Raw genomic sequence first — 11,872 nt, 5'->3', positions numbered from 1 at the left:
GTACGAACCCTTAGTCTGGGAGTGACCGGGGTTGTCCCCGGCGCGTCAGGACTGCGGTAGGAGCTCACGGTGTTCGGACTCGGCTGGATGGAGATCGTGGCGCTGGTGATCCTCGCGCTACTGGTCTTCGGCCCTGAGAAGCTGCCCCAGGCGGCGGCTCAGGCCGGCAAGACGCTGCGGAACCTGCGGCGGATGGCCAACAGCGCGAGGGACGACCTGCGCGCGGGGCTTGGCCCGGAGTTCGCCGACTTCGACCCGGCGGACCTCAACCCGAAGAACTTCGTGCGCAAGCACCTGATCGACGACGTGGACGAGGCCTGGAACAGCCAGGACCACACGGCTTCCCCGGTAGGTGCCGCGGCGGCGCTGGACGAGCCGATCGAAGAGCTCGGCTACGGCGAGATCCCCCCATACGACCCGGAAGCCACTTAGGCGTACAGAAAAAGGGCCCGCTGTCATCACAGCGGGCCCTTTTCTCTTTAGCGTCCTGCTGGTGAGAGGCCCAGTTGGAGGCCCTTCATGCTGCTGTTGCGCTTGGAGAGGCCGGCCGCGATGTTGAGCAGCTCGGCCGCCGCCGGAGACTCGGGGTCGGAGAGGACCAGGGGCTTGCCCTCGTCGCCGCCCTCCCGCAGCCGCAGGTCGATCGGCACCTGCCCGAGCAGCGGCACCCGCGTCCCCAGCGTCCTGGTCAGCGCGTCGGCCACCGACTGGCCGCCGCCCTCGCCGAACACGCTGATCCGCTCGTCGCAGTGCGGGCACGGCAGCCACGACATGTTCTCGATGACACCGGCGATCTGCTGGTGCGTCTGCGCGGCGATGGACCCCGCCCGCTCGGCCACCTCGGCAGCGGCCTGCTGCGGCGTGGTGACCACGAGGATCTCCGCGCCGGGCAGCCGCTGCGCCACCGAGATGGCGATGTCGCCGGTGCCCGGCGGCAGGTCGAGCAGCAGGACGTCGAGGTCGCCCCAGTAGACGTCGGCCAGGAACTGGTGCAGAGCCCTGTCGAGCATCGGCCCGCGCCAGACGACCGCCGAGTTGCCCTCCGGCTTGAACATGCCGACCGAGATGACCTTGATGTCATGCGCCACCGGCGGCATGATCATGTCCTCGACCTTGGTCGGCCGTTCGGCGGCGCCGAGCATGCGCGGGATGCTGTGGCCGTAGATGTCGGCGTCGACGACGCCCACCTTGAGGCCGCTGGCCGCCATGGCCGCCGCGAGGTTCACCGTGACGGAGGACTTGCCGACGCCGCCCTTGCCGCTGGCGACCGCGAAGATGCGGGTCAGCGAGCCGGGCTGGTTGAAGGGGATCTCCTTCTCCGGGGCCCGGTTGCCGCGCAGCTTGGTCTGGAGGTCCTTGCGCTGCTCCTGGCTCATGACGTCGAGGACGACCTTGACGCTCGTCACGCCGTCGAGCGCGGAGACGGCGTTGGTGACGTCGCTGGTGATCTTGTCTTTGAGTGGACAGCCGGCAACCGTGAGGAAGATGTCGACGCGCACCGCGCCGTCGTCGGCGATGTCCACACTTTTGACCATGTCGAGGTCAGTGATGGGACGGCGGATCTCTGGGTCGTTCACGGTCGCCAGAGCGGCCGTCACCTGGTCCTGGGTAGGTGCCATCGAAGTCTCGGCACGCCGTCGTGCGACGGGGGGTGCCGTCCCTCCTTAGTCCATTATGTGTTGCGGGCGGAGGCCCGGCTTTCGATCCATGCTATGCGGAGCAGTCTATTTAGATGTGTGTGCAACGTTCTAAGGTTACTGGGTGACTGTTCTGAGCGGTGAGGGCCTGTCCACCGAGGAGCTGGTGGTCTGGCGGATGTTGCAGCGAGCGCAGGTACGGATCACCAGGCACCTGGAGGCGGAGTTGCTCCTGGGTCACGATCTGCCCCTGGCATCCTACGACGTGCTGCTGCAGCTGGCCGAGGCGCCCGAGCGGCGGTTGCGGATGAACGATCTGGCGGACCGGGTGCTGCTGTCCAGGAGCGGGCTGACGCGGCTCATCGACCGGTTGCAGCGCGACGGGCTGGTGGAGCGGGAGGCGTGCGCCAGCGACGCCCGCGGGCTCTTCGCGGTGCTGACGGACGCGGGCGTGGACCGGCTGGCCGAGGCGACGCCCACGTACCTGCGCGGCATCAGGACCCAGTTCCTCGACTCCCTGGATACCGCGGACATCGAACGCTGCCGCGCCATGCTGGCCAAGCTCCTCTAACAACCCCACAAAAGGGTCTTCTTGTGTGGGGGAAGTCATTCTGTTAGGAGCGCTTTGGCGCCTAACGGAATGGGTGTTCTGTGGATCCGCTAGGCGGGGTATGCGTGGGTTTCTGTGGCTTTGACGGAGGCCCAGATCTGCTGGCCGGGGGCCAGGTCGAGGTCGGCGACGGCCACCGGGGTGACGTCGGCGTAAGCGGTGATGGGCCCTTCGAGGTGGATGCGGATGTTGTCGCCGTGCCGTTCCAGGCCCTCGATCGTGGCCTGCCACAGGTTGCGCGGAGTCCCGTCCGGCCGGGTGCGGTAAAGGGCGACCGCCGACGGAGGGAAGGCGACGAAGGCAGGGCCGTCCAGCGTTTCCGCGGTGGAGAAGGACAGCTCGCCCACCCCCACCTGATGCCCCGACGCGAGCCCCCGGTAAAGGTTCAGACCGACCAGCCTGGCCACGTAGTCCGTGCGCGGGTGGCGGGCGACCTCGGCCGGAGTGCCCTGCTGCACCACCGCGCCGCCCTCGATCACCACGAGGCGGTCGGCCAGCACCATGGCGTCCAGCGGGTCGTGGGTGACCAGCACGGTGGCGCCCGAGAAGTCCGCCAGGTGCCTGCGCAGCTGCGACCGGACCTCCAGACGGGTATGCGCGTCCAGGGCGGCCAGAGGCTCGTCCAGGAGCAGCAGCGTGGGATCCACGGCCAGCGCCCGCGCCAGGGCCACCCGCTGCGCCTGCCCGCCGGACAGCTGCCTGGGCTTGGAAGCGGCCTGGGAACCGAGCCCGACGCGTTCCAGCCAGGCGAGAGCCGTACGGCGGGCGTCGGCCTTGTTCGCTCCACGGCAGCGGGGTCCGAAGGCGACGTTGTCGAGCGCGGACAGGTGCGGGAAGAGCAGGTAGTCCTGGAAGACCATGCCGATCGGGCGACTCTCCGCGGGCACCAGGTGGAGGGGCTCACCGTGGAGGGCGAGCGTGCCCTCGGACGAGGTGAGCCCGGCCAGGGCGCGGAGAGCGGTGGTCTTGCCCGCGCCGTTGGGCCCGAGGAGCGCCACGACCTCCCCGGCCGCCACCTGGAGCGACAGGTCGAGGGTGAAGGCCGCCCTCCTGACGACGATGTGGGCGTCCAGAAGGGGGCTGTTCCTATTGATGAGCTCGGTCATGAGATCCACCGGTCGCGCAGGCTGGCCAGGATGACCACCGAGACGGCCAGCAGGACGAGGCTGAGCACGATGGCCGCCTCGGGTTCCGTCTCCAGCGCGAGGTAGACGGCCAGCGGCATCGTCTGGGTCTTGCCCGGGAAGTTCCCGGCGAAGGTGATGGTGGCCCCGAACTCGCCCAGCGCCCGCGCCCAGCACAGGACCGCCCCCGCCACGACGCCCGGCGCGATGAGCGGCAGCGTGACCCGCCGGAAGATCGTCCAGCGCGACGCGCCCAGCGTGGCAGCCGCCTCCTCGAAACGCTGGTCGGAAGCCCTGAGCGCCCCCTCGACGCTGATCACCAGGAACGGCATCGCCACGAACGCCTCGGCCACGATCACCCCGGCCGTCGTGAACGGCAGCGAGAAGCCCAGCCACTCCCCGATGAGCCCGCGCCGCCCGAACACCAGCAGCAGCGCCACACCCCCGACCACAGGCGGCAACACCAGCGGTACGGTCACCAGCGCCCTGACCACGCGCCGCCCGGGAAAGGTCACCCTGGCCAGCAACCACGCCAGCGGCACCCCGAACAGCAGGCACACCACCGTGGCGACCGTCGCCGTCACCAGGGACAGGCGGAGCGCCTCCAGGACCTGCGGTTCCGCCAGCCGTACCAGAAGGGTGGACCAGGGGGCGCGCACCAGCAGCCCGGCGAGCGGGAGCACCAGGAAGGCCACGCCGAGCACGGCGGGCACCACCAGCATCCACGGCAGCCGAGCCCTGGCCATTACCGCTCGTCCAGAAGCTTCTGCAGCTCGGAGCGCAGGTAGTCGCGGGTGACCACGTCGCCGAGCGCGATGCGCAGCCCGGCGATCTCGCGGGTCAGGTACTCCGTCGAGGCCTGGATGCGCTCGCTGGCCAGCCGGTCCTGCTCGTACTGCACCCGGTCCCTGTCGTCCTGCCTGTTCTGCGCGAGCAGGATCAGCGGCGCCGCGTACGACGCCTGCAGCGACAGCATGAGCGTGAGGAAGATGAACGGGTAAGGATCGAACTTCATGGCGGTCGGCGCGAAGATGTTCCAGACGATCCACACCGCGACGAACCCGGTCATGTACACCAGGAAGCGGGCCGTACCCAGGAAACGCGCGATGCGCTCGGACAGCCGCCCGAACGCCTCGGGGTCGTAGTGCGGGCGGAACGTCCGTCGCAGGTCGCGCGGTTGGTCCAGGCGGTCAAGCGCCATCGGTTGCCTCTCGCCAGTCGTCGGGCAGCAGGTGGTCGAGCACGTCGTCGACGGTGACGGCGCCGACGAGCCTGCCGAGCTCGTCGACGACCGGCGCGGCGACCAGGTTGTAGGTGGCCAGGAACGAGGTGACCCCGCGCAGCGCGAGCTCGGGCTTGATGGCGTCGATCGAGCCGTCGATGACCGCCCCGAGCAGCGTGTGCGGCGGCTCGCGCAGCAGGCGCTGGAAGTGCGTGACGCCGAGGAACTTGCCCGTGGGCGTCTCGGTCGGCGCCCGCGTCACGTACACCTGCGCCGCGACGGCCGGGGAGAGGTCGCGCTGCCTGATATGCGCGAGCGCCTCGGCGACGGTGGCGCTGGGCGGCAGGATCACCGGCTCGCTGGTCATGATGCCGCCCGCGGTGTCCTCGCCGTAGGTGAGCAGGCGGCGCACCGGGTCGGCCTCCTGCGGCTCCATCAGGGCGAGCAGCCGGGCGGCCTCCTCGGGCGGCAGGTCCTGCAGCAGGTCGGCCGCGTCGTCCGGGCCCATCTCCTCCAGGACGTCGGCGGCGCGTTCAGGGACGAGCGTGCTCAGGATGCCCATCTGGTCGGGGAAGGGCAGCTCCTCCAGCACGTCGGCCAGCCGTTCGTCGTCGAGGGCGGCGGCCACCTCGACGCGGCGCTTTGGCGGCAGGTCGTGGATGGCGCTGGCGAGGTCGGCGGCGCGCATCGACTCGAACGCGGCGATCAGCCCGGCGGCGCCCTGGTCGGGCTGCAGCACGTCGAAGCCGGACACCTCGCTCCAGTCGGCCGTCCTGGCCTCGCGCCGCCTGCCCCGGTGCACGGCGACCTTGGTGATCGCCCACTCGGACGGGTTGACGTCCTCCATGGCCAGGTCGTAGACGGTCATGCTCTCGCCGTCGACCATCACCTTGAGGTCGAGCATCTGGCCGATGGCGAGTGTCTCGGTGGCGCGCTGCTCGAACCTGCGCAGGTTGAGCCGCCCGGTGAACACCACGGACCCGGCCTCGATGCGGCTGATCCTGGTGATGGGGAGGAAGACGCGCCTGCGCGGCTGCACTTCCAGGACCATGCCGTGCACGCGCGGCGGGCGGCCGGGACGCAGCCCGGCGACCACGTCCCTGACGCGGCCGATCTGGTCTCCGGCCGGGTCGAACACCGGGGTTCCCGCCAGCCGGGCCACGAAGATCCTCACGAGGCGAGACTAGCGGTGCGATGTCCCCATTGCGGGGGACCGGCGTGACATGTCAGTATCAAACTCACTAGACGGTCATTACGTGGATGGTGTTGGCATGAGATATGCGGGACTGGCGATCGCCTTCGTGTCCTCGTGGTGTTTCGCCTTTTCCGGGCCGATGGCGAAATTTCTGAATCAGGCGGGGCTTGCGCCGCTTGAGTCGGTGTGGTTGCGGATGGCGGGCGCCGGGGTGCTCCTGCTTTCCGTGCTGGTCGTCGTCCGGCCGAAGGCGTTGCGCATCCCGCGCGGCAAGCTGGGGTTCTTCGCCCTGTACGCCCTGGTGGCCGTCGCCGGGGTGCAGTCCGTCTACTTCATCGCCATCACCAGGCTCCCCGTCGGGATCGCGCTGCTGCTGGAGTTCACCGCTCCGGTGATGGTGGTCTTCTGGGTGCGGTTCGTCAGGAAGGTACGGCTGCCGCGCTCGGCCTTCGTCGGCGCGGTGACCGCGTTCGTCGGGCTCGGCGTCGTGGTCGAGTTCTGGCAGGGGCTGCGCATCGACCCGCTCGGGCTGGCGCTCGGCCTGGTCGCCGGTGCCTGCTGCGCCGCCTACTTCCTGCTCAGCGACTCCTTCGGCGACGAGATCGACCCGCTGGGGCTCATCGCCTGGGGGCTGGTCGGCGCCGCCGTCCTGCTGGTGCCGTTCGCGCGGCCGTGGGACATGCCGTGGGAGGTGTTCGGCACGAGCGCGACGCTCGGCGGGCACACGCTGCCCGTGGTCGGCGCGTTCCTGTGGATGATCGTGGTGGCGACCGTCCTCGCCTACATCCTGGGGGTCACGGCGGTGCGCAGGCTGTCGGCCGCCGTGGGCGCCACGGTGGCGACGCTGGAGGTCATCGCCGGGGCGGTCATCGCGTGGGCGCTGGTGGGGGAGACCCTGGGGTTCTTCCAGGTGGTTGGCGGGCTGACCGTGCTGACCGGCGCGCTGCTCGCCCAGACCGCGACAGGCCGGGCGAAGGCCATCGAGGAGGACGAGGTCAGGCAGCCGGTGTCAGTCTGAGTACGGTCGCCTCGGCCGCCCAGCGCTCGGGCAGGCCGGTGGGCGCGTTGAGCCGGTCCTTCGCCAGCGCTGCGACCGCTTCCTGAGCGGAAGCCTGGTCGACGACCTCGACGCGAGCGGGAAAGACGACCAGCCTGGCCCCGTTGTCCTTGCTGCGCAGCGTCACCTCGACGGTGTCACGCTCGGCCAGGCCCGGCAGTTGCTGCTCGCCGGGACCGGTGACGACGTAGATCGCGCCCTCGTGCCACGTGTGCCACGCCAGCCGCGGCCGGTCAAGGCCGAGCCAGAGGACACCGGACTTCTTGGCGCCTTCCTCGATGACGGTCACCCTCCGACTGTAACCCCAGTCACTCCGGTATTGCGGACCCCCACAGCCGGAGCGATCATCGGACTACATTCCCCCGGCGGTGAGGTCATCGATGAGCCCAGGTAGCGCGCGCCCGCCTGGGGACGTGCGCGGCCAGGGCATCACGGTCTACTGCGAGGTCTGCAGGCACGCCGTGCCCAGGACGCGGATCCCGCATCGCTGCCCGTGCCGCGACCACGGGCCGTGCACCGGGTTCGGCGCCAAGGTCAGGGAGTATCGGGACGGAGACCGCCTGGCATGATCGACTCCTTCTTCCAGCACGTCACGGGCCTGTTCACCCGGCGGTTCGTCTTCAACGCGCTGCTGCCCACCCTGGTCTTCTGCACCGCGGCAGGCGCCGTCGTCGTGGCGTCCGTGTCGTCGTTCGCCGCGGTGTCGTCCTGGTGGAAGGCGCTCGACCTGGCGAGCAAGGTGCTGGCCGTCCTCGCCTACCTCGCGGCCGTGTGGTTCGTGGCGGCCGCGGTGGCCAGCCAGTGGCGCGGGATCGTGCGCCTCTTCGAGGGGTACCCGCTGGTCAGGGTGATGGGGCGGCGCACGCCGGGGATCCGCTGGCACACCGACCGCATGGAGACGATGGCCGAGCGGGACGCGAACGTCTACTACAGGTACCCCACCGGCGAGGACGAGGACCGGCTCATGCCGACCCGGCTGGGCAACGTGCTGCTCGCCGCGGAGAGCTACCCGCGGGCCCGCTACCAGATCGATCCGATCATCTTCTGGCCGCGCCTGTTCCCCATGCTGCCCGAGCAGTTCCAGCGCGAGTACGAGGAGTACATCATCGCCTACGAGTTCCCGCTGGTGGTGTCCTTCCAGGCGACGGCGGCCACGGTCGTTTCAGCGGGCACGCTGCTGGTGACCAGGCAGGGCCCGGAGCTGTTCCTGGGGGTGCTGGCCCTCGGATGCGTCGTGGCGTACGCGTTCTACCGGCTGTCGCTGAGCGCGGCCGAGGAGTACGGCGAGCAGCTGCGCACCGCGTTCGACCTCTACCGCGGCCGGTTGCTGGAGGCCTGGCCGACGGTCGCCGACGTGGCCGACGAGAAGGAGGCGTTCGCGGCGATCCACCGCTTCGTCGTCATGGCCGCCGAACCCGGCTGGGCCGACAGCCAGGAACGGCATGCCGTACGGAACTCACCACGGAGCGACGTAGGCGCCGACCCGCAGTAGCGCCACCGTGCTCGACCCTCTGGCCCGCAGCAGCGTCCGCGCGTTCTTCCCGGTCACGGCGAGCACCACCGACTCCTTGGCCACGTCCACCACGAGCACCTCGGGCAGCCTGCCCGGGGTCGCGTCAGGATCGGTGGGCGAGAGCAGCACGTCGACCCGGTCGCCGCGGGCCAGGCGGCCGCCGAGCGTGGACACGGGTGAGGCTTCGGTCGCCACGAACGAGAGCTTGTCGAGCGCGCCGGGCTTGAGCAGCGGGCCCAGCTCCGACCTGCGGTAGGGGCGGTCCTGCCGGACCGCTGCCAGCGTGTACCTGCCGACGAGCCCGTCGCGGTTGCGTACGGCGTCGCCGGGGACGGAACCCGCCTCGACCGTGGCCTGCCGTACGTCGAGCTGGGTGATCTGGTGGAAGGCGGGCAGGTCGTGTGCCGCCACGAAGACCCGCACCTGGTCGCCCTCGCGCAGGAACAGGTAGCCGAGCAGGCCGGCGACCAGCACGAGGACCAGCGCGATGCTCGACAGGCTGGACGGCCTGCGGCGGCGCGGCGCGGGGGGAGCGTCTGGGGAGGACACATCTAGAGTTTGGCCCATGCTTTATGCCCTCTACGCCCGGTTGCTGCGGCGGCAGGTCAGGAAGGTTCCCCGTCACGTCGGGCTGGTCATGGACGGGAACCGGCGGTGGGCGCGGGAGCAGGGGTTCGACAATCCCAGCGTCGGCCACCGCTACGGGGTCGAGCACATCGGGACGGTCCTCGGCTGGTGCGCCGAGCTGGGGATCCAGGAGGTCACCATCTACGTGGCCTCGGCGGACAACGTGCGCAAACGCGAGTCCCAGCAGGTCGCCACCTACATGGAGCTCATCGAGGAGATCATCGCCGGGCGGCTGGTCGCGTCGTCACCGCTGTGGCGCCTGCGCGTGGCCGGGCGGCTGGACGAGCTGCCGGACTCCACGGCGCACGCGCTCAAGGAGGCCGTGGACGCGACCAGGGACAGGCCGCGCGAACTGACCCTGGCCATCGGGTACGACGGCCGCCAGGAGATCGTCGACGCCGTCCGCGGGCTCCTGGAGAGCGGAGAGGAGATCACCGAGGAGGCCATCTCCGCTCGGATCCACGTGCCCGACCCCGATCTCATCATCAGGACCAGCGGGGAGCGGCGGCTGTCCGGGTTCCTGCTGTGGGGGTCGCCGCGGGCCGAGTTGCACTTCTGCGACGTCTACTGGCCCGGTTTCCGCCGCGTGGACTTCCTGCGGGCGCTCCGGGCCTACTCCGCCCGATGCGCCCCATAGAAAGGGCCCGGCTGTCGCCCCGGCGGTGGCACCGCTAGCGTGGCGGCCATGCGCTCACGTCGTTCCGTGCTGGCCGTACCCGCCAGCAACCCGCGGTTCCTGGAAAAGGCCCAGACGCTCGCCGCCGACGAGGTCTTCCTCGACCTGGAGGACTCCGTCGCCCCCCTGGCCAAGGAGGAGGCGCGCAAGAACATCGTCGGCGCGCTCCGCGACGGCGACTGGACGGGGAAGACGCGGGCCGTACGGGTCAACGACCTGTCCACGCAGTGGACCTACCGCGACGTGATCGAGGTCGTCGAGGGCGCCGGCGCGCAGCTGGACGCGATCATCCTGCCCAAGGTGCAGGACTCCACCGAGGTCGTGTGGCTCGACACGCTGCTCACCCAGATCGAGAAGACCATGGGCCTGGAGGTCGGCCGCATCGGCATCGAGGCGCAGATCGAGAACGCCCGCGGCCTGGTGAACGTGGACACGATCGCGGGCAGCTCCAAGCGCCTGGAGGCCCTGGTGTTCGGGCCCGCCGACTTCATGGCGTCGATCAACATGCGCACGCTGGTCGTGGGGGAGCAGCCGCCCGGCTACACCGAGGGCGACGCCTACCACTACATCCTCATGCGCCTGCTGATGGCGGCCAGGATGCACGACCTCCAGGTCATCGACGGCCCCTACCTGCAGATCAAGGACGTGGACGGCTACCGCAGGGTCGCCAACCGGGCAGCCGCGCTGGGCTTCGACGGGAAGTGGGTGCTGCACCCGCTGCAGGTCGAGGCGGCCAACGAGGTGTTCTCCCCGGCGCAGGACGACTACGACCACGCCGAGCTGATCCTCGAGGCCTACGAGTACTACACGACGGTGGAGAAGCGCGGCGCGGTGATGCTCGGCGACGAGATGATCGACGAGGCCTCGCGCAAGATGGCCGTCGTCGTCGCCACCAAGGGCCGCGCCGCGGGGATGAAGCGGACCAAGACCTTCACACCTTGATGCCGATGGTGGTGAAGAACCAGAAGGACGAGGTCAGCCAGAGTCCGACCAGGGCGGTGAAGGCCAGGCCGCCCAGGACGGGCAGGGTCCAGCCGGGCAGGCCCTTCTTGGGGAGGGCGAGCATCTTCGCGGTGAAGATCCCGTAGAAGAAGCAGCCGAGCAGGGAGTGGGCGAGCACGCGCGGCACGTCGTACTGGAAGCCGAGCGCGTAGAGGCACTGGAAGGCGACCGGGATGGTCAGGACGAAGGCGAGCCTGCCTGACCACCGGTGCACCCAGCCAGGGATACGGATCCCGATTTTTCCCCACATGGAGAGAGCCGAAATCACCTGGACGAAGGCCAGGACAAAGGCCCCGGTGGTGAGCCAGGCCTTCATGGTGAGCGCCGAGGAGAAGCCCGCCACGCCCACGGCGTAACCGGTGGGCGTGTGGGCTCTGCCGTACACGCCCAGGCCGATCATGACCAGCGCCCCGACCAGCAGCGGGACGAAAAGGAGCAGCACGCTCGTACGAGGGCGCTCGGTGACCGCGGTCATTGCATCTCCTCGATGAAGGCGTCGACGTCCTTGGGCTGGATCTGCACGCCGTTCAGCGTGACAGGCTGTCCGGGGGTGAGCTCCGGCGTCTCGACCTGCTTGCCGTCCACGTAGGCGGTGCCGACGCGGATGAAGCCATTCCTGTCCGGGCGCTGCAGGACGATCCACCCGGCCTTGACCTGCGCGCCCCTGATGAGCTGCGTGGCGCGGTAGAGGCCGGACGGCTTGACGACCGTGGGCGCGGTGAACGTCCACGACTTGCCGCTGAGCGACAGCTTGCCCTTGGCCTTGCCCCCGCCGAAGGAGGCGCTGAGCTTGGCGTCGCCGAACCCGGCGAGCGTGGCGGCGCCGTCGGCCGCCGTGCCCTTGAACCAGGCTTCTGTCTTGCCGTCGCAGAAGTAGCCGATGGCCTTGCCGTCCCTGATCGAGACGGCGATCAGGCCGCCGTTGCCGTTGACGTGCCCGGCGTAGTCAGCCTTGATCTTCTGTACGGTTTTCACGGGTGCGGGGGTGGCGGCGGAGGTGACCTCGACGGTCGGCTCCGCGACTGCAGCGGCGGTCGTCTCCCGCGCTGCGGGCGCCGTGGCGACGCTGGCCACACCCAGCCCGGTGGCGAGGATCGCTCCTGCCGCCAGGGTGATGACTGGCCCCAGCCTTGACATGACGTGCTCCCAGGGTTTTCGGAATTGCCTGTCTCGACCATCCGCCTAATCCACCGGCCTGTCTGTGAACTA

The 11,872-nt window shown here is 69.8% G+C and carries 16 protein-coding genes; 7 read left to right on the top strand and 9 right to left on the bottom strand.

The window, feature by feature from the left end:
- The first annotated feature begins 69 nt into the window (after positions 1-69).
- Entirely contained in the window at positions 70-432 is a 363-nt protein-coding gene (locus ACIBG8_RS47330) for a sec-independent translocase (RefSeq protein WP_397349887.1), read from the top strand.
- Positions 433-479: 47 nt separating this feature from the next.
- Here ACIBG8_RS47330 and ACIBG8_RS47325 read toward each other — a convergent pair whose 3' ends face one another.
- On the bottom strand, positions 480-1,619 hold the full coding sequence (locus ACIBG8_RS47325) for an Mrp/NBP35 family ATP-binding protein (protein ID WP_397349886.1): 1,140 nt from the start codon (positions 1,617-1,619) through the stop codon (positions 480-482).
- Positions 1,620-1,761: 142 nt separating this feature from the next.
- Here ACIBG8_RS47325 and ACIBG8_RS47320 point away from each other — a divergent pair, with 142 nt between their 5' ends.
- Positions 1,762-2,208 carry a MarR family winged helix-turn-helix transcriptional regulator gene (locus tag ACIBG8_RS47320; protein ID WP_397349885.1) on the top strand — a complete coding sequence of 149 codons (447 nt, stop codon included), beginning with the start codon at positions 1,762-1,764 and terminating at the stop codon, positions 2,206-2,208.
- An 89-nt stretch (positions 2,209-2,297) separates the two neighbouring features.
- Here ACIBG8_RS47320 and ACIBG8_RS47315 read toward each other — a convergent pair whose 3' ends face one another.
- Genes ACIBG8_RS47315 through ACIBG8_RS47300 form a run of 4 tightly spaced genes read right to left on the bottom strand, consistent with a single transcriptional unit; the run spans position 2,298 to position 5,767 of the window.
- Entirely contained in the window at positions 2,298-3,353 is a 1,056-nt protein-coding gene (locus ACIBG8_RS47315) for an ABC transporter ATP-binding protein (RefSeq protein WP_397349884.1), read from the bottom strand.
- Entirely contained in the window at positions 3,350-4,117 is a 768-nt protein-coding gene (modB, locus tag ACIBG8_RS47310) for a molybdate ABC transporter permease subunit (RefSeq protein ID WP_397349883.1), read from the bottom strand. The genes ACIBG8_RS47315 and modB overlap by 4 nt, the downstream gene beginning before the upstream one ends.
- Complete coding sequence (locus ACIBG8_RS47305; protein WP_397349882.1) at positions 4,117-4,572, bottom strand: DUF1003 domain-containing protein; 456 nt, start codon at positions 4,570-4,572, stop codon at positions 4,117-4,119. Before ACIBG8_RS47305 ends, modB begins: the two co-directional genes overlap by 1 nt.
- Entirely contained in the window at positions 4,562-5,767 is a 1,206-nt protein-coding gene (locus ACIBG8_RS47300; protein WP_397349881.1) for a magnesium transporter MgtE N-terminal domain-containing protein, read from the bottom strand. Before ACIBG8_RS47300 ends, ACIBG8_RS47305 begins: the two co-directional genes overlap by 11 nt.
- Positions 5,768-5,864: 97 nt before the next feature.
- Here ACIBG8_RS47300 and ACIBG8_RS47295 point away from each other — a divergent pair, with 97 nt between their 5' ends.
- Positions 5,865-6,806, top strand: coding sequence for an EamA family transporter (locus ACIBG8_RS47295; RefSeq protein WP_397349880.1), 942 nt, complete (start codon positions 5,865-5,867; stop codon positions 6,804-6,806).
- Here ACIBG8_RS47295 and ACIBG8_RS47290 read toward each other — a convergent pair.
- Positions 6,784-7,134: a hypothetical protein gene (locus tag ACIBG8_RS47290; RefSeq protein ID WP_397349879.1), complete on the bottom strand. Its 351-nt coding sequence runs from the start codon at positions 7,132-7,134 to the stop codon at positions 6,784-6,786. The genes ACIBG8_RS47295 and ACIBG8_RS47290 overlap by 23 nt on opposite strands.
- A 91-nt stretch (positions 7,135-7,225) precedes the next feature.
- Here ACIBG8_RS47290 and ACIBG8_RS47285 point away from each other — a divergent pair, with 91 nt between their 5' ends.
- Positions 7,226-7,414 (top strand): hypothetical protein, encoded by a 189-nt coding sequence (locus tag ACIBG8_RS47285; protein ID WP_397349878.1) that lies wholly within the window; start codon positions 7,226-7,228, stop codon positions 7,412-7,414.
- Entirely contained in the window at positions 7,411-8,337 is a 927-nt protein-coding gene (locus ACIBG8_RS47280; RefSeq protein ID WP_397349877.1) for a hypothetical protein, read from the top strand. Before ACIBG8_RS47285 ends, ACIBG8_RS47280 begins: the two co-directional genes overlap by 4 nt.
- On the opposite strand, the gene ACIBG8_RS47275 is transcribed toward ACIBG8_RS47280, so the two are convergent.
- Positions 8,302-8,907, bottom strand: a complete 606-nt coding sequence (locus ACIBG8_RS47275) for an SAF domain-containing protein (RefSeq protein ID WP_397349876.1) — start codon at positions 8,905-8,907, stop codon at positions 8,302-8,304. The genes ACIBG8_RS47280 and ACIBG8_RS47275 overlap by 36 nt on opposite strands.
- A 16-nt stretch (positions 8,908-8,923) precedes the next feature.
- Here ACIBG8_RS47275 and uppS point away from each other — a divergent pair, with 16 nt between their 5' ends.
- Both uppS and ACIBG8_RS47265 read left to right on the top strand, forming a co-directional pair.
- The gene (gene uppS / locus ACIBG8_RS47270; RefSeq protein ID WP_397349875.1) at positions 8,924-9,622 is read left to right on the top strand and encodes a polyprenyl diphosphate synthase; all 699 of its coding nucleotides are present in this window, start codon (positions 8,924-8,926) and stop codon (positions 9,620-9,622) included.
- 48 nt (positions 9,623-9,670) lie between these two features.
- Positions 9,671-10,603 (top strand): HpcH/HpaI aldolase/citrate lyase family protein, encoded by a 933-nt coding sequence (locus tag ACIBG8_RS47265; RefSeq protein WP_397349874.1) that lies wholly within the window; start codon positions 9,671-9,673, stop codon positions 10,601-10,603.
- On the opposite strand, the gene ACIBG8_RS47260 is transcribed toward ACIBG8_RS47265, so the two are convergent.
- Entirely contained in the window at positions 10,593-11,138 is a 546-nt protein-coding gene (locus tag ACIBG8_RS47260; RefSeq protein ID WP_397349873.1) for a DUF6529 family protein, read from the bottom strand. The genes ACIBG8_RS47265 and ACIBG8_RS47260 overlap by 11 nt on opposite strands.
- Positions 11,135-11,800 (bottom strand): hypothetical protein, encoded by a 666-nt coding sequence (locus ACIBG8_RS47255; RefSeq protein ID WP_397349872.1) that lies wholly within the window; start codon positions 11,798-11,800, stop codon positions 11,135-11,137. Before ACIBG8_RS47255 ends, ACIBG8_RS47260 begins: the two co-directional genes overlap by 4 nt.
- Positions 11,801-11,872: the final 72 nt, after the last annotated feature.

Origin of the sequence: Nonomuraea sp. NPDC050556, assembly GCF_044457355.1 — a bacterium.
GTDB lineage: Bacteria > Actinomycetota > Actinomycetes > Streptosporangiales > Streptosporangiaceae > Nonomuraea.
This window is presented reverse-complemented; position numbering and strand designations above follow the sequence as displayed.